Origin of the sequence: Acinetobacter lwoffii, from assembly GCF_024129355.1 — a bacterium.
Taxonomy (GTDB): domain Bacteria; phylum Pseudomonadota; class Gammaproteobacteria; order Pseudomonadales; family Moraxellaceae; genus Acinetobacter; species Acinetobacter lwoffii_I.
Genome location: NZ_JAMXXP010000004.1, coordinates 26,102 through 48,358, shown reverse-complemented (window position 1 = coordinate 48,358; position 22,257 = coordinate 26,102). Strand labels below are relative to the sequence as shown.

26 protein-coding genes and 4 tRNA genes are annotated in these 22,257 nt (G+C 43.4%); 15 read left to right on the top strand and 15 right to left on the bottom strand.

Annotation, left to right across the window (positions count from 1 at the left end; genetic code table 11):
- The first annotated feature begins 2 nt into the window (after positions 1-2).
- A complete protein-coding gene (locus NI468_RS03945; protein WP_253100068.1) occupies positions 3-851 on the top strand; it encodes an SAM-dependent methyltransferase in 849 nt (282 codons plus the stop codon).
- A 76-nt stretch (positions 852-927) separates the two neighbouring features.
- Here NI468_RS03945 and NI468_RS03940 read toward each other — a convergent pair.
- The 3 genes from NI468_RS03940 to NI468_RS03930 form a co-directional block, all read right to left on the bottom strand.
- Positions 928-1,003 (bottom strand) — tRNA-Thr (locus NI468_RS03940).
- Between the two features lie 204 nt (positions 1,004-1,207).
- On the bottom strand, positions 1,208-1,435 hold the full coding sequence (locus NI468_RS03935; protein ID WP_253100065.1) for a hypothetical protein: 228 nt from the start codon (positions 1,433-1,435) through the stop codon (positions 1,208-1,210).
- Between the two features lie 460 nt (positions 1,436-1,895).
- Positions 1,896-1,986: transfer RNA gene (locus NI468_RS03930), tRNA-Ser, on the bottom strand.
- Positions 1,987-2,108: 122 nt separating this feature from the next.
- Between NI468_RS03930 and NI468_RS03925 the strand changes: the two genes are divergently transcribed.
- Positions 2,109-3,989, top strand: a complete 1,881-nt coding sequence (locus tag NI468_RS03925) for a potassium transporter Kup (RefSeq protein WP_005105382.1) — start codon at positions 2,109-2,111, stop codon at positions 3,987-3,989.
- Between the two features lie 80 nt (positions 3,990-4,069).
- Here NI468_RS03925 and NI468_RS03920 read toward each other — a convergent pair whose 3' ends face one another.
- Complete coding sequence (locus NI468_RS03920; protein WP_253100062.1) at positions 4,070-4,723, bottom strand: hypothetical protein; 654 nt, start codon at positions 4,721-4,723, stop codon at positions 4,070-4,072.
- A 264-nt stretch (positions 4,724-4,987) separates the two neighbouring features.
- Here NI468_RS03920 and NI468_RS03915 point away from each other — a divergent pair, with 264 nt between their 5' ends.
- Both NI468_RS03915 and NI468_RS03910 read left to right on the top strand, forming a co-directional pair.
- Positions 4,988-6,070 carry a DNA/RNA non-specific endonuclease gene (locus NI468_RS03915; protein ID WP_253100059.1) on the top strand — a complete coding sequence of 361 codons (1,083 nt, stop codon included), beginning with the start codon at positions 4,988-4,990 and terminating at the stop codon, positions 6,068-6,070.
- A gap of 79 nt (positions 6,071-6,149) precedes the next feature.
- Positions 6,150-6,395, top strand: a complete 246-nt coding sequence (locus NI468_RS03910) for a hypothetical protein (protein WP_253100056.1) — start codon at positions 6,150-6,152, stop codon at positions 6,393-6,395.
- Positions 6,396-6,671: 276 nt separating this feature from the next.
- Here NI468_RS03910 and NI468_RS03905 read toward each other — a convergent pair whose 3' ends face one another.
- Positions 6,672-7,682, bottom strand: a complete 1,011-nt coding sequence (locus tag NI468_RS03905; RefSeq protein WP_253100053.1) for an AraC family transcriptional regulator — start codon at positions 7,680-7,682, stop codon at positions 6,672-6,674.
- Positions 7,683-7,790: 108 nt separating this feature from the next.
- Here NI468_RS03905 and NI468_RS03900 point away from each other — a divergent pair, with 108 nt between their 5' ends.
- Positions 7,791-8,414 (top strand): sterol desaturase family protein, encoded by a 624-nt coding sequence (locus NI468_RS03900; protein ID WP_253100050.1) that lies wholly within the window; start codon positions 7,791-7,793, stop codon positions 8,412-8,414.
- Positions 8,415-8,733: 319 nt separating this feature from the next.
- Here NI468_RS03900 and hisF read toward each other — a convergent pair whose 3' ends face one another.
- Positions 8,734-9,492, bottom strand: coding sequence for an imidazole glycerol phosphate synthase subunit HisF (hisF, locus tag NI468_RS03895; RefSeq protein WP_224217020.1), 759 nt, complete (start codon positions 9,490-9,492; stop codon positions 8,734-8,736).
- A 113-nt stretch (positions 9,493-9,605) separates the two neighbouring features.
- On the opposite strand from hisF, the gene NI468_RS03890 reads away from it, so the two are divergent.
- Genes NI468_RS03890 through NI468_RS03880 form a run of 3 tightly spaced genes read left to right on the top strand, consistent with a single transcriptional unit; the run spans position 9,606 to position 11,623 of the window.
- Positions 9,606-10,553 (top strand): homoserine kinase, encoded by a 948-nt coding sequence (locus tag NI468_RS03890; RefSeq protein WP_253100047.1) that lies wholly within the window; start codon positions 9,606-9,608, stop codon positions 10,551-10,553.
- Between the two features lie 27 nt (positions 10,554-10,580).
- Positions 10,581-11,207 carry a DUF1294 domain-containing protein gene (locus NI468_RS03885; RefSeq protein ID WP_180180837.1) on the top strand — a complete coding sequence of 209 codons (627 nt, stop codon included), beginning with the start codon at positions 10,581-10,583 and terminating at the stop codon, positions 11,205-11,207.
- Positions 11,208-11,227: 20 nt separating this feature from the next.
- Positions 11,228-11,623 carry a DUF4870 family protein gene (locus NI468_RS03880; protein WP_044111390.1) on the top strand — a complete coding sequence of 132 codons (396 nt, stop codon included), beginning with the start codon at positions 11,228-11,230 and terminating at the stop codon, positions 11,621-11,623.
- A gap of 59 nt (positions 11,624-11,682) precedes the next feature.
- Here the strand turns inward: NI468_RS03880 and NI468_RS03875 are convergent, their stop codons facing one another.
- From NI468_RS03875 to hisB, 6 genes are all read right to left on the bottom strand, one after another.
- A complete protein-coding gene (locus NI468_RS03875; RefSeq protein WP_086044212.1) occupies positions 11,683-12,612 on the bottom strand; it encodes a DMT family transporter in 930 nt (309 codons plus the stop codon).
- Between the two features lie 66 nt (positions 12,613-12,678).
- A complete protein-coding gene (gene hisA / locus NI468_RS03870; protein WP_005095189.1) occupies positions 12,679-13,413 on the bottom strand; it encodes a 1-(5-phosphoribosyl)-5-[(5-phosphoribosylamino)methylideneamino]imidazole-4-carboxamide isomerase in 735 nt (244 codons plus the stop codon).
- Positions 13,414-13,720: 307 nt separating this feature from the next.
- Positions 13,721-14,380, bottom strand: coding sequence for a 3'-5' exonuclease (locus tag NI468_RS03865; RefSeq protein WP_253100044.1), 660 nt, complete (start codon positions 14,378-14,380; stop codon positions 13,721-13,723).
- 103 nt (positions 14,381-14,483) lie between these two features.
- Positions 14,484-15,002, bottom strand: a complete 519-nt coding sequence (locus NI468_RS03860) for a DUF805 domain-containing protein (protein WP_253100041.1) — start codon at positions 15,000-15,002, stop codon at positions 14,484-14,486.
- A gap of 131 nt (positions 15,003-15,133) precedes the next feature.
- The gene (hisH, locus tag NI468_RS03855) at positions 15,134-15,751 is read right to left on the bottom strand and encodes an imidazole glycerol phosphate synthase subunit HisH (RefSeq protein WP_005250416.1); all 618 of its coding nucleotides are present in this window, start codon (positions 15,749-15,751) and stop codon (positions 15,134-15,136) included.
- The gene (gene hisB, locus NI468_RS03850) at positions 15,751-16,344 is read right to left on the bottom strand and encodes an imidazoleglycerol-phosphate dehydratase HisB (protein ID WP_004729244.1); all 594 of its coding nucleotides are present in this window, start codon (positions 16,342-16,344) and stop codon (positions 15,751-15,753) included. Before hisB ends, hisH begins: the two co-directional genes overlap by 1 nt.
- Before the next feature lie 96 nt (positions 16,345-16,440).
- Between hisB and NI468_RS03845 the strand changes: the two genes are divergently transcribed.
- The 7 genes from NI468_RS03845 (at position 16,441) to tehB (ending at position 20,465) form a co-directional block, all read left to right on the top strand.
- Positions 16,441-16,818 (top strand): GNAT family N-acetyltransferase, encoded by a 378-nt coding sequence (locus NI468_RS03845; RefSeq protein ID WP_004278652.1) that lies wholly within the window; start codon positions 16,441-16,443, stop codon positions 16,816-16,818.
- Positions 16,819-17,021: 203 nt separating this feature from the next.
- Positions 17,022-17,097: transfer RNA gene (locus NI468_RS03840), tRNA-Phe, on the top strand.
- A 137-nt stretch (positions 17,098-17,234) separates the two neighbouring features.
- Positions 17,235-17,310: transfer RNA gene (locus NI468_RS03835), tRNA-Phe, on the top strand.
- 221 nt (positions 17,311-17,531) lie between these two features.
- A complete protein-coding gene (locus NI468_RS03830; protein WP_180181451.1) occupies positions 17,532-18,029 on the top strand; it encodes a hypothetical protein in 498 nt (165 codons plus the stop codon).
- Positions 18,030-18,253: 224 nt separating this feature from the next.
- A complete protein-coding gene (locus NI468_RS03825) occupies positions 18,254-19,003 on the top strand; it encodes a hypothetical protein (RefSeq protein ID WP_114540971.1) in 750 nt (249 codons plus the stop codon).
- Between the two features lie 109 nt (positions 19,004-19,112).
- Positions 19,113-19,385, top strand: coding sequence for a hypothetical protein (locus NI468_RS03820; RefSeq protein WP_253100038.1), 273 nt, complete (start codon positions 19,113-19,115; stop codon positions 19,383-19,385).
- Positions 19,386-19,601: 216 nt separating this feature from the next.
- Positions 19,602-20,465: an SAM-dependent methyltransferase TehB gene (tehB, locus tag NI468_RS03815; protein WP_253100035.1), complete on the top strand. Its 864-nt coding sequence runs from the start codon at positions 19,602-19,604 to the stop codon at positions 20,463-20,465.
- Between the two features lie 97 nt (positions 20,466-20,562).
- Here the strand turns inward: tehB and NI468_RS03810 are convergent, their stop codons facing one another.
- The 3 genes from NI468_RS03810 to NI468_RS03800 all read right to left on the bottom strand — a co-directional run bounded on the left by NI468_RS03810 (position 20,563) and on the right by NI468_RS03800 (position 22,231).
- Complete coding sequence (locus NI468_RS03810) at positions 20,563-20,943, bottom strand: hypothetical protein (RefSeq protein ID WP_253100032.1); 381 nt, start codon at positions 20,941-20,943, stop codon at positions 20,563-20,565.
- A gap of 162 nt (positions 20,944-21,105) precedes the next feature.
- Positions 21,106-21,264 carry a hypothetical protein gene (locus NI468_RS03805; protein ID WP_253100029.1) on the bottom strand — a complete coding sequence of 53 codons (159 nt, stop codon included), beginning with the start codon at positions 21,262-21,264 and terminating at the stop codon, positions 21,106-21,108.
- Complete coding sequence (locus NI468_RS03800; protein WP_253100027.1) at positions 21,254-22,231, bottom strand: hypothetical protein; 978 nt, start codon at positions 22,229-22,231, stop codon at positions 21,254-21,256. Before NI468_RS03800 ends, NI468_RS03805 begins: the two co-directional genes overlap by 11 nt.
- Between the last annotated feature and the right edge of the window lie 26 nt (positions 22,232-22,257).

Below are 22,257 nucleotides of genomic sequence, written 5' to 3'. Positions count from 1 at the left end.
CCATGCAATGGCTTCAGGCAATGCGTCAGCGTCTTCCTCAGCACAAGTATGCAATTGATGCCGCTGTGTTGGGCGATCATGCGCAATTGCCCTGGAGCAATTTAGGGTATTGGCAAGCAGGTCAGCAGGATTATGCGGCTGCCTGTCGTATGCTCACCGATCACCTTGCACAAACTGTAAATTTAAATTCAAAAGATAAACTGCTGGATTTAGGCTGCGGTCAGGGTGCAAGTTTGCTGTACTGGCAACAACACTATCAGGTGCAATATCTGGCGGGGGTTGAGCTGCAGGCTGCTTGTGTAGCTAATATTCAGCAACATCTGCCAGAACTGAATGCCATTTATCAGGCGTCATTTTTGCGTTTAAAAGAATTGCCATTTTCCCAGCGTTTTGATGTGGTGCTGTGTCTGGATGCGGCTTATCACAGTCCTGTGCCTTTATTCTTGGAGCAGATCCGTAGTGTTTTAAATTCAAATGCGCGGATTGGTTTTCATCATCTGGTTTTGTCCGAGCGCTGGGAAAATTTAAATGCCTTACAACGGCGTAAATATCAGTTTTTATTGAAATCTGCTGATGTGAATTTAAAAGATCTCATGTCTGTTGGGGCGCTGTACGCTTGTCTGGATCGTTTTGAATTTAAAAATATCCAGATTCAGGATCTGTCCGAGCCGGTATTTTCCGGCTTTGCTGATTATGTGCAAAAGACTTTGAATTCAAAAGCATCAGATGATCAGGCTCAAGGTTCAAAACTGGATCATTTTAAAATTCAGATGACAGCGAAACTATGCCGAAAATTATATCAGGAAGGGATTGTGAGATATGTGCAAGTGACGGCACAATCGAAGCACTAGAAAGTGCAAGAAGACTCAGCTGAAAATACCAAAACCCAGAAACATCAAAGCCTCACTAAAAAGCGAGGCTAAGATATGGTGCCGGCACACGGATTCGAACTGTGGACCTACTGATTACAAGTCAGTTGCTCTACCAACTGAGCTATGCCGGCATGGTGGAGTGCATTTTACAGATTTTTTTTGGTCACGCAAGCCAAAAAATAACCGTTTAAACTGTTTCGGCAGGATTTGTTTATTTTGACCCGATGGATGGAAAGTTCTGTTTTTGGCTATGCGCAAAGAAATCGTCCATATGTGTAGATATGGGCGAGGGTGAAAGCACAGGATTGGTTCTGGATATGAGTCAGTTATACGGTTTATCTGTTTTTTAGGATGCGATCTAATTCTTGTGCACATTCCTCTAAAGTAAAGGCTATATCAAACTGCATTTGAGGTTTGAGTTCTTGAGCGAGGCTTCTCCACTGTTCGATGAGTCTCAAGGCTTTTTGAATTTTATGTTTATTGATGTCCTTGGCAATGGTTGGGGTGTAACCGCCACGTTTTGCATTTTTAATCTGTTTGGCATAGTTTGCGCTGTTATTCATGTTCGCTCTCCGAATAGCAGTGTATCTATTTTTTAACTTCAAATTTGAATGGCTCGGTTCACTTGGTTATTTCTTTCTATCCTGTGGTTTTTATTCTCCTTTTAGTTGATTTATAAGCAACATAACATAGCTTTGATGACAATAAAATTAAGCTATTTCTGTGCCAGTTTTTTGTTTGAACACATAAATAAAAACCTGAAATGAATGGCGTACAGAAACTGCACAATTCATCAGTTTTTTGGCTGATGAAAAATGAAGATTTTTAAAAATAGAATTGAGCGTAAGTGTTGTGTTGCAAAAGATTTTTATGAACGAGGACTGGTATTAATTCAATGCCTTTGCCTAAGGCGATAGATAATAATATTTTAAGATCTAAGCAGATAATTTTTTTTACTGATGGGATGATGGATAAAATTAAATATAAAAAAACCCGAATCATGTGATTCGGGTTTTTAAATTCTGGCGGTGAGAGAGGGATTCGAACCCTCGAAACGCTATAAACGTTTACACACTTTCCAGGCGTGCTCCTTCAGCCACTCGGACACCTCACCATAGGCCGAGGATAATAGCGAAAAAAACCAGCTGTGCCAAGCTGAAACAATTGATTTGCAGAAAAACTTTTAATGCGGTGCTATGATTCGCAAAAATGCTTGTTAAAAAACGAAGACAATATATGCAAAGCACTGCACAAAAGGCAGCTCTCCCAGTGATTACACTGGCTGCGCTTGGGGTCGTTTTCGGAGATATTGGTACCAGTCCGCTCTATGCACTGCGCCAATGCTTCCTCACCGCACACCTCGCCATTAGCGAAGCTTCTGTACTCGGCATCCTGTCCCTGATTTTCTGGTGCATGATGCTTACCATCAGCTTTAAATACGTCATGGTGATCATGCGTGCCGATAACAACGGCGAAGGCGGGATCATGTCACTACTGGCATTAAACCTGCGTACCACACGAATCTCTGATCAAAAGAAAATATTCCTGATCGCTTTGGGTTTTGTCGGCGCATCGCTATTTTTCGGTGACGGGATTATTACCCCGGCAATCTCCGTGCTCTCAGCCATTGAAGGCCTGAGTATTGCCACGCCCATTTTCAATCAGTGGCTGGTGCCTTTATCCATCGGGATTTTGGCCGGACTGTTTATGGTACAGCGACACGGCACAGCCACGATGGGCAAGTTTTTTGGACCTTTAACCATGCTCTGGTTTTTGTCGATTGGCGGTTTTGGTTTGTGGAGCATCATCCAGACCCCGTTTGTACTGTGGATGGTGAATCCCTACTGGGCCTATCATTTTGTGGTCGATCAGCCCTATGTGGCTTTTCTGACCATGGGGGCGGTGATTCTGACCATGACTGGGGGTGAAGCGATTTATGCCGATATGGGGCATTTTGGCCGTCTGCCGATTCGTCTGGCCTGGTTCATTATTGTCTTGCCATGTTTATTGCTGAATTATGCCGGGCAAGGCGCCTTGTTACTGCGTAGTCCTGAAGCACTGGCGAATCCTTTTTATATGCTGCTGCCCGACTGGGCCTTATTTCCGATGATTGGACTGGCGACTGCAGCGGCGGTGATTGCCTCACAGGCGGTCATTACTGGGGTATTTTCTATGGTCAATCAAGCCATTCAATTGCGTTATTTGCCGCGCCTGTCAGTCAAGCATACCTCTGCATTGGAGCGTGGCCAGATTTATCTGCCTTTCATTAACTGGATGTTGTTTATCTCGGTGCTGATCCTGATTTTACTGTTTGAAAATAGTGCCAATCTGGCCAGTGCTTATGGCGTTGCGGTGACCATGACCATGCTCTGCGGCACCATTTTGATCTCGATTCTGGCCTATGGCTTCTGGCGTTGGCCGGTCTGGAAAGTAGCGTTATTTGCTGTACCATTCCTGGCACTGGATTTAGTCTTTGTGGCCTCAACGTCCTTGAAAATCGCTTCGGGTGGCTGGGTGCCAATTCTGATTGGTGCGGTACTGTTTACGATTCTCATGACCTGGAAAGACGGGCGTGCGTTGGTACTGAACCGGCTGGAACAGGATGCCTTGCCGATTGATCTGTTTATTAAAAGTATTTCGATGGGGGAAGGCACCAAGTTTGTGCCAGGCGATGCCATTTTCCTGACCGGTACACCAAATATTGTTCCGCATGCCATGTTGCATAATATTAAGCACAATAAGGTCTTGCATGAACGCAATATCATGTTGACGGTGATTACCCGGGATATTCCTTTTGTTGACAGGCAGGACCGGATTGAACTGGAAAAACTGAGTGAGCATTTTTACCGGGTGTTTATCTATTATGGTTTTAAGGATCAGCCGAATATTCCGGAAGCTTTACAACAGGCCTATGAGCAATGGGATTTTGAATATGACCTGATGCAGATCAGTTTCTTTATTTCACGTGAACGGATTATGCATACTGTGGGTGAGGGCATGGCACCGTGGCGGGAAAAGCTGTTTATTTCTATGCAGCGCAATACCAGTCCGGTCAGTGATTTCTATCAAATTCCACCCAACCGTGTGGTCGAGCTGGGCACCCAGATTCAGATGTAAATAAAATAAAAAGCATAAAAAAAACCAGAGGCACACTCTGGTTTTTTTATGAGAGAAACAATAAATAAATGAGTTTCAGATTATTGTTCGAGTTCTACCGCAGCCGGCACTTCAGGTGCAGCATTCAAAGGTTCTTCCATCAGTACTGGCTCTGCATCAGATTGAGCTGCAATTTCAGTTTGTTCATTGCTCACATCTGCTTCAGTCACAGCCGCTTGTTGCTGTGCTTCAAGCATCGGTTGTTCTGAAGCAATAGCTGCTTGCTGTTGCTCTTCAGACATTGCTGGTACAGCTGCTTGTTGTTCTTCCAGTGTTGGTTGTTGTTGAGGCGTCGTCATAGACGTGCTGGCTTCTACTTCTGATTCAGTGGCTGGTTCAACCAGATTGGCCGGCACCTCTGCTTCATTCATACCTGGTTCTGTGACAGGTGGTTGAGGAGAAACAGTACCTGAATTTGGTGCCTGAGTCATTGCTGGATCATTGGGCATTGGTGCCTGTGTGTTTGGCATGGCTGGTTGCGGTGCTGCTGCACGCGGATCGACCAGACGAATCTGACCAGAGTTCACCAAGCTTTCTAAAGAGGCTTCCTGACCATTCACCTTGGTACTAATTTTAGCTTTAGACAAGCTTTCAAGTGTTTCACCTGGTTGAACCGGTGGCTCAGCAAATGCAGCTACGCTAATCACACTTGTGAATAATCCTAAACCTAATGCTTTAGAGAGTTTGGAATTCATGATTGACACCATTGCTAATAATTGTACGAATTGAGATAGGCCGTTAGCTTTACACACTCAATCTACTGAGCCAAACAAAGCTACGCAAACACCGAGAAACCTCATTTAAAAAGAAATAAAATTAGACAGTTTGTTACAACTGCCCGGGATTTTGGATACTTATTGTTTATTTAGTAAACGAATGGTAGAGCCAAGATATACTTCACTTATACAGCTTGTTAAGCTCGGTCGAAATCTGTATTGATCTAAAAAGTACGTGTAAGAATGGCCAAGAAGCAGCGTAAACCCAAGAACTCTTTTTTTCAGTTTTTAAATGATAATAGTATTAAAGTCATTCTGGGCGTGGTGGCTTCGAGCAGCTTCGCCATCGCTTTTGGCCAGGAAAAAATCAGTCAGTGGGTGTCACTATCCTCTTCCAGTGATTCTGCCTGTCTGAACCAGTTTTATCGTGATGTACCGCCATATTTGATGAAAGACAGCCTGAAAAAAGACAGCTATTCGCTGTGTTTTAATGGCTTTAATGTCGGTTATTCCGGGGTATCTAAAACGCCACTTTGGGTTGCAGAAGCCTTAACGCCAGCACGCTTAAGCCAGAAAATTCCCCGTGAAGATAATTTTCATGAAGAAGATCGGGTCAGTGCGAAGCATCGTGCCACATTGGCGGATTATCGTGGTTCAGGTTATGACCGCGGTCATATGGCGCCAAATGCGGATATGCCTAACAAGGCTGCGCAGTCTGACAGTTTTTCATTGGCCAATATGGTGCCGCAAGCGCCCAAGAATAATCAGCAAGTCTGGCGTGAGCTGGAAGAAGCCACTCGTGCCATTGTGACCAAGCAGAAACAGGATGTTTATGTGGTAACCGGGCCGGTCTTTGCCGGGAAGAAGCTGAAAACCATTGGCAATGGCGTGATTGTGCCAACTGCGGTCTATAAGGCAGTTTATATGCCGAAAACCGGTGCCATTGGTGCTTACTATGCACCGAATGACAATTCGCTCAAAGTGCGTATTGTTAGTGTCTGCTATCTGGAAGAACAGCTTGGAATTAACCTGTTTCCGCAGCTTACCGAAGAGCAGAAGCGCAATACCTATAAGCTGCCACTGACCGGAAATGCAGTAAAAGCCAACCAGAAAATTGAATACTCTAATTGGGATGCAGAAAGTCAGTGTGCCGAAGAGGTTTCCGAAGAAGATCTACAGGCATTGCAACGTGAGTTTAAGTCTTCTGGTTCAAGCAGCTCGACCTCCTCTGCGACTGGCGGCGCGATAGACAACGCAACGCAAGATGCCATTGTGAAACAGCTGATTGATGCCTTGTTGCAATATATTTTGCAGTTGTTGAAATAAGCTTGCTGAAAAAACCGGGATTCAGGTAGCATCAACATCACAAATTCATGGAAAAATAACAAAGACAGGTGAAGAGGATATGTTTAAAGCATTTGAGAATGGCAATGAATCCCATGCCATTCATGATCTGACTTTGGAAAATGATCTGGACTGCGTCAGCCTGTATGGCAACTTGCAAATCACCAAGGATCAGCAGGGACTGAAAGTGGCCAAAGCCTTGCAGGCTTTTCTGAATGATGTGGTACAACAACTGGAAAACACGCAGGACTTGCCAGAAAAAATTCAGCGTGATGATCTGGATGAAATTGAAAATCCATTTTTATAAGCATTTTTAAGCGCGATGATCTGCATGCTCCATGTGAAACATGCAGAAAAATGGTATTTGGAAATCCTGGCTTTTTAGAGGGTTTTTATTAAAAAGCCTAATTTTCTGCTCCCACAATATCTCCAAACACTAGCAAGAACGTGCCGAGCAATTCGGGAAGATATCTACCCATATTTTAATTCCTTATTTTTCTATCTATCATCAGGTGATAGGGGACAGGGATTAAAATCGTCAACCCTGCTTGAAGCCCGTATATCAAACGAACATGCTGGTAGTTTAAGCAGCTGGCATATTCTGTTGGCGCCACTGCTGCGGTGTCAGCTGGGTCCATTGCTTAAAGGCACGCTGAAACGCACTTTGTTCAGAATAACCCAGTAACATGGCAGTCTCCTGCAAACTCAAGTGCGGATCTTTCAGATATTGCATAGCCAGCATGCAGCGAATCTCCTGCATACATTGCTGATAAGTTTTGCCCTGTTTTTGTAAATGGCGTTGTAACTGACGCACGGAAAAATTCATCTGCTCGGCAATATGTTTGATCTGGAACAGGTTTTTTTGCAGGCCAATCAGAATTGCCTGTTGCAGTTGCTGATCAATGAGAGTGGAGTGCGGAAATTTTTCTAGCAATGCTTTGGCCTGTTGCATCAGCAGTTTTTGCAAGGTCTGGTCGCCCTGTTTCAGTGGTCTGGACAGTTCACTGACATGCATCAATACCTGATTTCTGGCTTGAGAAAAGCGGACTTTACATCCGAAATACTGCTCATAGAGTACAATATTTTTAGGCATTGCATGCTGGAAATGCACTTCATATAACTGAACCACGTGCGGGTTCTGAACATTGGCTTTTACGAATTCCGTCATTAGCGCAATCGCGATTTCATCGGTCAGTTGGGTATTCAGATGAAAGGGAACTTCAACCCAGCCAATCGACAGATAATCGCCTTGCCATTGCAGCTGAAGTGGGCCGCCATCATAAATCAGACGATGATAATCATGATAGCGCATAAAGGCTTCACCCAAGGTCTCACTTGAGAGTGCCAGATAGCCAATAATACCGAGGTGTTTAGCTTCAACCAGTTGGGCGATTTCCAAGCCTAAAGCCGGTCGTTGCAGCTGTTGATCAAGTGTCGTTAATAGATCACGCCACAAGGCGAAATCAAAGCGTTCCAGATTTTGAATGGCCAATAATTTCTCAGGGACTTCAAGCTGTTTCAACTGATAATAGTCCAAAAGTAAATGTCCTAAACCACCGTATACTGAACCTACGTAGTTTTTTAGAACCAGCATTTTTAATTCTTTTATTTTGTCGTATTTTGTCAATCATATTGAATATTTTGGTCAATATCTAGTCTTTTATTTAGCCTATATTAAAAATAGACCAAGAGGTAAAAGATTATGTGGAAAGGTTTTCTGGCAGGACTTGTCGTCGCAAATGGATTTGAATGGTTTGCACATAAATATGTATTGCATGGTGTTCACCAGCCGGGACAGAGCCGTTATAGTCCGGTACCCGAGAGTATGCGCTCACATTGGGAGCATCACCGGATTGTGCGAAAAACGGAATTTTCCGATTTCGGCTATGTAGAAGGATTGGACAACTGGCGTACCCGCAATGAAATTGCCTCACTGGCAGTCGTTGCGACCGTCTTTGGACTCAGTTTTTATCCCTTCTCCAAAGGCATGTCACTGGCCGCCCTGTATAGTGCAGGCAACTATTATTATTTACATCGCCGGGCTCATCTGGAACCGGAATGGGCCAAAAAGAAATTACCCTGGCATTATGATCATCATATGAATAGTAATCAGGATGCCAACTGGTGCGTCACCAAGCCCTGGTTTGATTATCTGCTCGGTACCCGGGTGATTTCCTCGGCAGATTTGCAGGAACAGAATCCTTTAGGTTTGAGCTTGCCTGCACCGATCTCGAAAAAATTGAACCGCTGGGCAGAGCAATATTTTCTGGTTAAATCGGCCGATGCTTCCACTAAAATGACGAAAAATACTGCAAAAAATACGTAATGAAGCAGTTAAATACACAGGTTATGAAGTAAAACAGGGCTTTGTCGTGATTTGTCAATAAAATACGATTGTATTGTCAATATTGTCCTGTGGATTTCACTTATATTTGCTCCTGTCGGTGAGCAAAGCCTCATACTGATAATGTTTCTGGGTGTAATGAGTTATTTTGAATACCAAGTGCTGTAGTCTTATCTTGGTTTCATAGGGAGTCGAAAGACTCCTTTTTTTTGTCCCGTATTTGCTGTGTTGTTTTATTTAAGGCATAAAAAAAGAGTGTTTATTAAAAACACTCTTTAATCAAATCATCATCTAAAACGGCTTAAAGGCGCATTTCAATGCCTTGGGCTGCCATATAGGCTTTGGCTTCCGGAATGGTGTGCTGGCCAAAATGGAAAATTGAAGCTGCCAGTACCGCATCGGCACCCCCATGAATAATGCCGTCCGCCAAATGCTGTAAATTACCCACACCGCCAGAAGCAATGGTCGGTACCGTGACGCGGTCATTGATGGCGCGCATCAGGGCAATGTCGTAACCGGCTTTGGTGCCATCGGCATCCATCGAAGTAATCAGTAATTCACCTGCGCCGAAGTCAGCCATTTTCACGGCCCATTCAAGCGCATCAATCCCGGTTTCTTTACGGCCACCGTGGGTGAAAATTTCCCATTTGTGGTCGCCAGTTTTTTTGGCATCAATTGCAACAACGATACACTGTGCGCCAAAGCGTTGAGACGCTTCCTGCACAAACTCGGGATTATAAATCGCAGCTGAGTTGATGCTGACTTTGTCTGCACCGGCATTGAGTAATAGACGGATATCTTCGACTTTACGTACACCGCCACCGACAGTCAGAGGTACAAAAACCGATTCAGCCATGCGTTCTACTGTGCGGTAAGTCGTGTCGCGTCCATGATGTGTAGCGGTAATATCAAGGAAAGTAATTTCATCGGCACCTTGTTCATTATAACGGCGTGCCACTTCGACCGGGTCACCCGCATCACGAATATCAAGGAACTGAACACCCTTGACCACGCGGCCGTTATCCACGTCCAGACAAGGAATAATACGTTTAGCTAGCATAAATTTTTCCAATTATTACAGCCGATTATGAAACTCACCCACGCAAGCGCTACACCTTGGCAGATGGAAACGGTATTCTAGCAAAATTATGTAAGTTTTTTCGCAGGTTTTCTATGTCGGTTTATACCACTTTGACTTTAAAGGAAGTTCAGGATTTTGCAGCACCTTATGGTTTAAAGGCGATTGATCTGATTCCCATTCAAGGCGGTATTCAAAATACCAACTACTTTTTAGTCTGCGAAGATCAGCAATATGTGCTGACGGTGTTTGAAGATATGGATGAGCAGGCAGCAGGTGAACTGGTTCCTGTGCTGGAACATCTGGGTCAGGCCGGATTGGCCGTTCCTGTGCCTTTGTCGCATTCAGGCAAAGCGATTCACAGCATTACAGATAAACCGGCACAGATTGCACCGCGCCTGATGGGTGAACATCCGATGCCATCTACCGTCGCACAAGTTGAAGCGATTGCAGTGGCTCAGGCGAAAATGCATGTGGCACTGAAAGACTTTAAATTAGAACGTAATTTTGTGCGTGATCATGCCTATTGGCTGGCAGTATCTCAAGAGATCAAACCGAGTTTAAGTCCGGCAGATAAAGTCTTGCTCGGCAAATTATTAGGTTTATATGAGGCGTTGACAGCGGTATATCCGGATCGTCCACGCGGTTTTATTCATTCGGATCTGTTCCGTGACAATACCTTATTTGAAGGCGATCAGCTGAATGGCATTCTGGATTTTTATGAGCTGAATAAAGATGAATGGCTGTTTGATATCGCCATTACGTTAAATGACTTCTGTACCGAATATCCTGACGTGATCTTAAACGAAGAAAAAGCGATTAGCTTTTTAAATGCCTATGAAACAATTCGTCCTTTAACCAGTGATGAACGCGCCTGTCTGGAGTTGTATCTGGCTATGGCGGCAGGACGCTTCTGGATGATGCGCCTGCAGGTGGCTCAGCGTAATGCAGCATTAGGCCGGACCGGCGAAGATATTTTGCAAAAAAATCCGGACGAAATGCGTAATATGCTGATTGAACGCTTAAAATTCGTCACCGCTTAAACAAACAGATTAAAAAGGATAGGGGATATGCGCGATCAGGGACGCTTAGTGGAATGGTTTGATGACCAAGGCTATGGTTTTATCCAGCCTAGTGATCCGGCCAAAGATCGCGTATTTCTGCATATCAAGGACTTTGCCAAGCCTGGCCCACGTCCAATCGTGGGCTGTGCGCTGGATTATCTGGTGATTCTGGATGAACGCGGCCGTTATCGTGCGCAGCAGGTGATGTACTTGAAAGCAGTACAAGCCAAAAGCCTGCAAGCAAAATTCAAACCGTCCAAGCCACAGCAGACACAGAAATTACAGCCGATGCAGATTGCCTGTGTGCTCTATATTCTTTTTCTGGTGGCTTTGACCTTGGGTAGTTTACTGAGTGGACTGGTGTTGTTGCTGGTCAGCCTGATGAATGCGCTCAGCTACTGGCTTTATGCCCAAGACAAAGAAGCGGCACAGCTGGGTAATCGCCGTATTCCGGAAAACACTCTGCATGTGGTGGCTTTCTTAGGCGGCTGGCCGGCAGCCTGGCTGGCACAGCAGAAATTACGGCATAAAACACAAAAACAACCTTTCCGGCAGATATATTTTTGTACCATAGCCTTTAACATCATTTTGATTATATGGCTGATTTCCCCGTTGAATAGTTTAAATATCTAGGGGAAGTACCAGGAGGGGACGTGAACTATTCCATTGATAAAGACTCAAACCGTACACTGACTTTTGCACTGTACATTTTATATATTGTGGCCATTTTTAGTGCTGGCCTGCTGGCTCTCGTGGCGCTAATCATTAACTATGTGAAACGGCGCGATGTGCGCGGTTCCATCTTTGAAAGCCATTTTACCTGGCAGATCCGCAGTTTCTGGTGGTATCTGTTCTGGAATATCGTCGCCTTTATTCCATTTTTCTTTTTGTTCTTTACCGGCGAAGATCCTAACCTGTTTGCAGGGGTCGCATTTGGCGCATCGGCGTTCTGTTTAGTGGTGGTGGTTTTGGCCTGGATCTGGATTGTGTATCGGGCGATTCGCGGCATCATGCGCTTAAATGACAATAGACCGATGTATAGCAAATAATTTTAGCCGTATTTCCTTAGAGAAAAAAATCCCCCTTTTTTAAGGGGGATTTAGCGGAATTAAGAAAGATCTTGCTTTAATTCTTCTGTGGGTTCTTTTCTTAAAAACTTTGGTTTCCATTCACTGGCAATCACGCCAAGCACCACCATCAATCCACCGACTAGCGCGAGTGCAGGTAGCCGTTCTCCGGCCAGACGGCCAAACAGGGCTGCCCATACCGGTTCGCCGGCATAGATAATTGCTGCCTGTGATGGATCGACCATGCGCTGCGCCCAGTTCATCACCAGTTGGATCAAGGCACTGGCAATGCCTAAACCGACTAAAATTCCTGCCAGATGCCAGTGAAATCCAGGTAACTGAGATTCACCTAAAACAGGTGCGATCATGAAGCAGAACAGGGATGCAAAAATCAGTTGCAGCACCGTGACCCGGCGGACATTCACCTGCTCGGCAAAATGGCTGATAAAAATAATCTCCAGTGCAATCGCAATCGAACCGAGCAAAGTCAGGGTTTGCCCGAAACTGAGCTGAATCGCAGCAAAACCATTTCCTGTCAAAAACACCAGACCGATAAAGGCAAACAGCGCTCCGATCCAGGTCATGACATGCGGTTTTTTACGGAACATGAGCCAGAGCAGGATCGGAACCAGCGGAACATACAAGGCCGTTAAAAAAGCCGACTCACTGCTGCTGATGGTCTGCAAACCCACAGTTTGGGTGCCGTAGCCAATGGCGATCATGATGCCAATCACCGCGCCAGCGAACACTTCTTTCAGGTTCATGCCTTTTAGCGACTTCAGTGAAATTAGGGTGACAGCAAGCGCTGCCGCAGCAAAGCGCAGGCCGACAAACATAATCGGACTGCTAAAATTTAGCCCGTATTGCACAGTAATAAAACTGCCGCCCCAGATAATGGTGATCAGGATCAGGGCGAGTTGCGGTGCTTTTACCATCCAGCCGGAGTGATTTTTGGAAATAAGTGTAGACATGCCAGGAGATCAGAAAATTAAAAAAATAAAAAAGAGGTCCGAAGACCTCTTTTACAGCAGACTTAATTATAGCGCCTGTTGCTCATCTAGCAATAACTGTGCTTCACGCAAGCTTAATGTACCTTCGTAAATCGCACGGCCGGTAATTGCACCTAAAATACCCGGTTGATCTTTCAGGTTACGTACATCATCCAGATTGGTCACGCCGCCTGAAGCAATCACAGGCAAACCTGAGTATTGTGCCAGATTCACGGTTTGCTCAATATTCACACCCTGCATCATGCCATCACGCGCGATATCCGTATAGACAATGCTCGACACGCCCGCATCGGCAAAACGTTTCGCCAGGTCAGTAGCCTTGACATCAGTCACATTGGCCCAGCCATCTGTTGCCACCATACCATTCATGGCATCAATACCCACAATAATGTGGCCAGCAAATTTTTGACATGCTTCTTCAACAAATTCAGGATCCTGAACTGCTTTGGTGCCAATAATCACAAAAGAAACACCGGCTTGCAGATAATGCTCGATGGTTTCCAGAGAACGGATACCACCACCAATCTGGATCGGCAAATCAGGTTGAGATCGGACAATGGCTTCAACCACTGGCTTATGGATTGGTGTACCTGCGAAAGCACCGTTTAAATCTACTAAATGTAAGCGGCGAGCGCCTTCATTTACCCAATGCTGTGCTGTTGCGACCGGATCGTCTGAAAATACGGTATCGTCTTCCATACGACCTTGTTTTAAACGGACACATTTGCCATCTTTCAGGTCAATTGCAGGGATGATCAGCATGCTTTCGCTCCTTGCTTAATCTTTAGAATGAATTTGAGTGTATTCATCTTAGCAAATAAAGTCGAAATTTCTAACTCTTAAACGGTATGAATAAAGAAAACCTGTGCGCAGCCAGGTAGCAGTGAGGTAATTTATTTTAATGGTTTTAATAATTCTGTGAGTGAATGGAGATCAGATTTTCCATAACGGATCGTGTACTGAGCTGGTCGATAATCGAAGCTATAAGATCTGCTAAAGTCACAGCTCTCTCATCGACCGCACTCATCACAGCTTTTTATACGTAAATCAAGTCGCTATGACGAAGCACTTAAGCCGTCGATGAAGGGCGGATTCTCAATTTCAGTGACGTATTTGGAATCTCTTTGGGTAATAAATCCCGACGTAGTAATTCTTCAAATACCAGCACGGGCGCGTAGGCATCTGCGGCTGCATAATCAATCTGTGCCGGGCTGAGCTTCTTGCTGGCCCAGTTCGAGGTACTAATCCGTTTGGATTTAGGAAAATTTACTTGAAATAGCAAAGCCATGGCATTTTTTAATCCGACCGGATTATTGAAGCCAACAGCTTTAAAACATTTGGACAGTTCGACCACGCTGTTGAGTTCAATGCCTTTTTTACGGAACAGGTGCGCATCATTTTTCAGGCCAAAACCGACCTTGATCTGGTCGCGACTGCTAAAAATCGGCGCGAGAAATGTCCAGATGGCTGGGTTCATTTGAAATAAATAGGCTTTGTTCAAAGTCGCCAGCTGAATCAGATGTGGCCCAGTCGAGACTTCACCGACTTTAAAGGTGGGCTTGGATTCAGAATCGAAACCCAGGACTGCATGGCTTTTTAGCTCCTGTGCAAGGGCATGACACTGTTCCAGACAATTAATCACCTGAATCTGTTGCATTGGAAGATTTTTAAATACAGGAAAAGTCTGAATTTGTTCCTTGCTTGGTAAAGCATCCAGCAGCTGTTGCATAAGCTTCAATCATTAAATGAATGCGTTCAGCTTAATCACTTTTGCTGTTCTAGGCAAAAATAAAGCCCATGAAGAATGGGCTTTATGCAAAATTTAACAAGGATTAATCAGTATGATAGCTACTCTGTTCTATCTGCGCCTGTTGAGCACGCTCAACATAATTCTGATAAGCAGGGACAGCAAAGGCTGCCAAAATAACTGCGAGTACCAGATACAGCACCACCAAAAGAGTTTCCCAGCCACGTGTGGTGCGTGGAGAACCATAGTCATTACTTTCGTTGTGACCTGGTGCCAATAACAGGTAAAGTGTAAAGACAAGGTTTACGACCGGCACAAAAATCAGTAAAGAAAGCCAGCCATTATGATTACGGTCATGTAAACGACGAATTAAAAAAATCACGCTAAAATAAATCGCAACGCCGTAGATCAAAACCAACATCACCATTAAAGGCATGGACATTTTACCATCTAAAGTCTCGGGACTCATTCCAGGCAAAATGAAAGCAGCAATGATTCCGATGATCATAAAGCAAAAACCAAGCAGCATATTCCATGCGATATAAGAACGTCGCCCAAAACGTCCTGATGCATTCCACCCCGAATCCTGAATTGTATTAATCATTATTTTTCCTTTGTTTTCGTTAGATTTTTTATAATAAAGTCTATGATAAAGGGATTTTTCATAAATGAAAAGTGTAAAAAATAATCAATAAAAAAGCCCGCAATCTGCGAACTTTTTAGGCGAAAGGAAAATCAGATTTTCCAGTCCACGAAGTTTTTTAATAACTGCAAACCAGCAGTATGACTCTTTTCCGGATGGAACTGGGTCGCGAACAGGTTTTCTTTATGAATTGCAGTACAGAACTCGATGCCATAGGTACAAGTAGCTGCCACCAAGTCTGAATCTTGTGGTTCTACATAGTAACTGTGCACAAAGTAAAAACGCGCGTCCTGTTCGATATTGTTCCACATTGGATGATCGGGATCGGCCTGATGCACCTGGTTCCAGCCCATATGTGGCACTTTTAAGCCCGCCATTTCCGGAAAATGCTTAACCGCACCTTCGAAAATACCCAGTGCATCGGTACCGCCATTCTCTTCAGAATGTTGCATCAAAGCTTGCATGCCGACACAAATGGCCAATACCGGCTTATTAAATACGGCGTTGCGTACCACTTCATCAATTCCGGCTTCGTGCATGCCTTGCATGCAGTCACGCATCGCGCCTACGCCCGGAAAAACAATCTTGTCTGCTTGTGCTATTAGTTTTGGATCATTGGTCACATCTACCGTGGCACCGACATGTTCTAATGCTTTTGCCGCAGAGTGCAAATTTCCCATGCCATAATCAAGAAGGGCAATACGGGTCATTACAGTGTACCTTTGGTTGAAGCTACCGTATTGGCAGCACGTGGATCCACTTCACAGGCCATACGCAGCGCACGCGCAAATGCTTTAAATACGCTTTCGATCTGGTGATGGCTGTTTTTGCCTTTCAGGTTATCGATATGCACAGTCATCAAGGAATGGTTTACAAAGCCTTGGAAAAATTCAGAGAATAAATCCACATCAAAACGTCCGATCATGGCACGGGTAAATGGAATGTCCATAAATAGGCCCGGACGGCCAGACAGATCCACCACGACACGGCTTAAAGACTCATCGAGTGGCGCATAGAAATGCCCATAGCGTTTCAGGCCTTTTTTATCGCCCAGTGCTTGCGCGAAAGCCTGACCTAACGTAATACCGCAGTCTTCTACGGTATGATGGTCATCAATTTCCAGGTCGCCATCACAATGAATATCAATATCAAACAGACCATGACGCTTGATTTGATCAATCATATGATCTAAAAAGGGAATACCCGTGTTTAAGGTGCCTTGACCAGTACCGTCGAGATTCAAACGAACTCGAATTTTGGTTTCGTTGGTATTTCTTACCACTTCACTGATACGATCTGTCATAGACACGTTCCTCAAATACGTCAAAATGATTGATGTAGAAAATATTTTCGCCGTGACGAAGTCACCGCATATTAGATTGCTCAGGAGGGTTTATCAATGCCTATCACCGTACATGCTTATACTTCTTTAGAAAATGACGAAGTGCGCAGCCAGCTTGAGCGACTGTATGACACGAGCCCTGAATTTAGTGACGGGGCAGATGCCATGGAACAACTAGAGCAAAACCTTGCACAGTATACCTCAGTTTATAGCGCAGAATTTAATAGCAAAATTATTGGGGCAATCTGGTGCACCGGTCAGGGTGAAAGCCGCATTCTGGAAAATATCGTGGTACATCCGGCCAATCGCGGTCGTGGTGTGGCAGAAAGGCTGGTGAGCGAGGTTTGCCGGATGGAAGAAGAAAAAGGCGTGAAAAACTTTGTGCCGGGCTGTGGGGCCATTCATCGTTGTCTGGCCAATCTGGAAAAAATCTGAAAATCGATCAACCATAAGCGGCCGTTAGGCTGCTTTTTTATGTAAATAACCGCTTAAATCTGTTTTATTGCTGAGGTCTTTGGTAAACACTGTTCGATTTATGACTCAAATTGACGCAAGTTGATGGAAAAGTAAACATTTGAAGAAAATTATTCTCTCTGCTCTTGACGATTTACAGCTGAAACTGTTTAATACGCGACATCGGCGTGATAGCTCAGTAGGTAGAGCAACGGATTGAAAATCCGTGTGTCCCCAGTTCGATCCTGGGTCTCGCCACCATATTTTAAAACGATTTCAAAGTTTTCAATCCCTGATCCCATCAGGGATTTTTTTTAGGCCAAAAATCAGCCACTCAAATATTTTTTTCATAATTTTGATTGACTAATGAAGCCAGATACGGCTTAATACACCGCATCGGCGTGATAGCTCAGTAGGTAGAGCAACGGATTGAAAATCCGTGTGTCCCCAGTTCGATCCTGGGTCTCGCCACCATATTCAAAAAATCCTCAAACTATGTTTGGGGATTTTTTTTGCCTGCACCAAAGCCAGATTAGCATTCTTTTCTATTTTTCAGTTGTTTCAACGTCTTCTTTTTCTAGGTTTCCTGCCTTTTTATGCATCATTGACCGTTTATCAAACTTAACAATAGACACTGGCATTATTTGTAAGATTTAGCTTTGACACTTTCCCTTTTCCAAACGAGGGTGAAAATGATGAATCTCCTAACACCAATTAAACTCGGCTTTCTTACGGCCTGTACTGCTTTTAGCCTACCGATATTAAGCCATGCTGCGCCTGCTGCTGATTCCGTCGTCTTGCCGACTCTGACTGTCATGGCGGAACCGGAACTGCGCGCCGTGACTGAAAAAATGTTGCCTTATCAGGAGCAGAATAGCCAGCGTAAGGCCCTGCAAATGCGCCTGATGAAAATTGAACGTGAAATTCAGGCCTATAGCGTGGATGGTGACGTAGTGGCGAATATTGATGTGATGCGTGCACCTGCCGATCCTGATCTGGATAGCTTGCCTGTGGTGTTCCGTGAATATGTATTGGCCATCGCACAGGGCTTGCAGTCTTCAGACCCAAGAAATGGGGTGTATGTATTGCTGCAACCTTTTGGAATTAACCGCGATGCGACCAATGTGAATATTGTTCGGGAACAATTCGATCCGAACCGGCTGAATCTGAGCCTTCCGTTTAATTCCCCATAATGTGCGCCTGTCGGTCTAGATAACTTTGTTAAATGAGCTTATTAAATCTGCCATGCAATGAGATCGACAAAATAGGGTGCTGGGAAGATGGCTTTGTGAGAGGAGCAATTTCTGTCTAAGTTAGACATATTATTGGAAAAATCAAATGCCTTGAATTGTGTTTAAAAAATAAGCATAGTGGATGTAAATCAACAAGATCTGACTGACAGAGCTGGAGCGTATACATGCCGCGTGTTTTTATGATTGTAGCCGCTGTGACACTGGCAATTTTTATTGGGCTGTTTTATCAGAATTCGGTTCAGCAAAAACATCAGGCTGAGCTGCTCGAATATGAAACCGTGCTCGAAGAAAAAACCGAGAGCATTGCGCAGCAGGCACAGGACTGGTCTAAACCGATTCAGATTGAACTTGAAGATGACCGTCTGGATGGTGACTATGCCATCATGGCTGAGTTTATGCTGGGGCAATTGCGCGATAGTGCCGAGGAACGCAATCAGTATCTACGCGACTTAAAAGCCGCCAACTGGCAGAATTTTCTGAATATCGACCGCTTGGCCAAGGATCAGGCACAAGGCTATAAAGAAACTGAAGCGATGCTCAAGCAAGTCCATCAAATTGTGAACAATTATCAGCAGAAAATCCAGCAGCGCGATGCCGAGCTGATCGACAAGGCACAGCAACTGGATATTAAAAACCGTTATCGCCAGCAACTGAGCCTGACCCTGAAAGACAGTCAGCAAAATAGTAATGCACATGTCATTTTTGAAATTGAAAAACAGACGCTGGCCAAGGCCGATGCCTTATTTGCAGTATTGAAAAAGCATAAATGGCAAAAGAAAAATAACACCTTTATGTTCTATGACGATAAAGCCGTGCAAGAGTTTAATGCGCTGTATAAAGAAATGCTGCACCTGAATAAACAGACGGAACGAGTGGCGAGCGCTAACCAGAAAGAGGTTGAAAACAAGTTGTAGCCTGACTGAGATGACAGGATTGCCATAGGACTGTCATCTGCTGTTCAAACTCGCTTGCTAAATTGAAAGGGTCGCACAGATCACGACATAACATTCAAGCAGGTGAGTCATGCAAACAATTCAGGTTTTTGCTGATATTCAGCAGGTGTACGGTGAGTTTGTCGCAAATAAAACAGATCAAAAATTACAAAGGATGAATAATGGGGATAAGAACCGATTGTTCTTGGATCAATATTTCACGCTGATCGAGGACTGGCACTATACCGAACAGATTGTGATTCAGTTCAATCAGCAGTATTTCAGTCTGGATCTGGGGAGCGCACCGGATTTTATGGATCAGGACAAATACATCAACTGGCTAAAGTCGGAACTGCTGCATTAATCAAGTCGCCATATTCCTCATTGATATACAACCGAGCTGTCTCAAGAGAGGCAGCTTTTTTATTTTGATAGAAAACTGGTATTGATCTTGCTGTTGCATCGGCACAGCGCAAACAGGCGCTGATTCCAATTCCGATTTGAACAGGCTATGCTGAATTAATTACCGCTGCCAAAAGAATGACAGGCGGAGCATGGATGATATGGAGGGCAAAAATTTATGCAACAGTTGATATGTTATAAGGAACTCCCAGTCTGGACCCAGCAGAGTATTCCTCAGGGCTTCAAGAATCAGCACAATACCAAAGCCGGTACTTGGGCGAAATTGACAGTATTAAAAGGTGAGTTGTGTTTTGCCATGCTGGAAAAATCTGGTGCAGTGCAATCCGAGCATGTGTTTACGCCAGAGCAGCAACCGCCATTTATTGAGCCTGAGGCTTGGCACAAAATTGTTTCTGCCAGTGAGGATGTCGAATGCCAGCTGCGTTTTTACTGCCGGCCTGAGGATTACTTTATCAAGAAATATCAGTTGAATCCTACCCATTCTGAAGTGCTGGCAGCGATGCCCTATTTAAAAGGTGGCTGTGCGCTGGACGTCGGCTGTGGTACAGGCCGTAATGCGCTTTATTTGAGTCAGAACGGCTTTAATGTCGATGCCTGGGATGTTAACGAAAACAGTTTGCAGACTTTAAGACAGATTGTGCAGACCGAGCAGATTGATCATGTGCAGGTACAGCGCCGCGATCTCAACACGGATACCAGTATTGCAGGCCAATATGACTTTATCTACTGTACCGTGGTGATGATGTTCCTTGAGGCGAAAACCATTCCACCGCTGATTGCACAGATGCAGCAGGCGACCGTGCCAGGTGGCTATAACCTGATTGTTTGTGCCATAGATACGCCAGATATTCCGGCACAAGCCGATTTTCCATTTGCTTTTCAGCCGGGGGAGTTGCGAGGGTATTATGAGGGCTGGAATATTGTGAAATACAATGAAGATATCGGTGAGCTGTATCGTGTCGATGAGCAGGGCCAGCGGATTAAACAGCACTTTGCCACCATGTTGGCGCAAAAGGTTTAAATAAGATTAAGTCTTTTAATTCCTGAAAATAAATTAAATCATCCGAAACAAAAAAAAGATGTCAGGCTGACATCTTTTTTTTGTTCCTTTAAAAAGCTTAAGCCGCTTTTTTAAACCAAGAGAACCAGCCTTTTTTCTCGGTTTTTACTTCTGCTTTTTCAGCAGCAGCGTCTTTGGTTTCTATTGCTTCAGTTTTCGCAGCTTCAACGTGTTGTTCTGCTGTAGCTTGAGCTGTTTCTACTTGAGTTGTCGCTTCTGTTTTTACTGCTTCAGCTTTAGTTTCAGCCGCTTGTTGAGTTGCAGCAACGGTCGCTTGAGCAGCTTTAACTTTCGCTTGTACAGGTGCAGCAGTTTCTTTGGCAACAGTTTGGGTTGTTTTGGTTACAACAGTTGCTGGCGCAACTTGAACTTCAGTTGCCATTGCAGATGCAGAAGTCGCTACGATTGCAGTCGCGATCATTGTTTTAAGCATGTTCATATAAACCCTTTTAAGGAAATAGGAAAAAAGAGGGTTGATCATACATATATAAAATTTAAGTGATTCGTAAATAGGATTTTATTGGTTGATTTTTCAACTGAAATTACAAAGGGATAACAAAGCTAAATTAATTTTTATTTTCAAAGATTATAGCTATATTAGTTATTTAGATTTAGCATTATTTTTAGAGAACTGTTCTAAAATTTTATTAAGTTCCTCTATTCTTTTCTTTAAATTTTGAATCTCTAATTGTTGCATAGCTGTTTCTTCAGGCTTTGTTGATTTTTGAGATTTATTTTCTAATTCATTTTTATGCTGCATGACTGTTTTCTCGTTGAAAATTATTTTTCAAAATTTCTAGGGATATTTCTAATAATAGTCTTTGAGTGAAAACACCTAAAAGCCATTGATAGAATTCAAAATCTTCATTTTTAAATGAATTTTGCTTATTGCATGAAACAGTTAATACATAAATTACCTCATTCGTAATAGGGTGTAAAATAGGGAAGCATATTTGTGAGCCGCTTTCATTGAGTGGAGTCATCCCATTTATATAACATCTAGAACTAGAATTCTTATTAAGTTCTGCTGTTGCATTTTCTACAATTATTAATGTTCTTGATTCAATACTACGTTTAATACAACTTGTTTTTGAGTTCAAAACATTTATTGGAGTTTTTGGTCCAATATGAGTTGGTAAATAATTTTCCCATTCAGTACACAGTTTATTTGAAACACGCATTAATCCAACTTTGATTAAAGTATTTGGAAATTGAATTTCTAAGTGACTTTTAATTGCTTGAATAATAATGTCTTTCTGTAAATTTGGCTGAGTGATCGTATTGAATATATCTTTAGCAGATGTATTCATTTTAAGAGTATCAATAAATCTTTTATATTTTGTTTGAACAATAATTTCTAAAGTTTGTATTATAGAAATCGCATGTTGCTTACTTAAATCTGGAGGAGGGGGTTCTGTATATTCAGCTATGAGCTTTATATATAAATAACCATATGTAATTAATGCATATATTAGAAAAGCACTAATAATAATCCAAGCTTGTTTTTCAACAATGAGAACCCCAAAAGTTCCAAGATTTTCAGTAATAAAATGAGCTAATGAACTATTACTAAAACTAGAATTAATGAAAAATACTGGTAAAGCATAAATAATAGGCAATAAAAGAAAGCGTACTAAATTTTTAGATACTAAATTATTAATGATTTCAAATAATTTGGTTATTTTAGGATATTTTATTCTAAATTTAGCTATATCTTCTGGTTGCATTTTATTGTCTGTTATCTAATTGATTA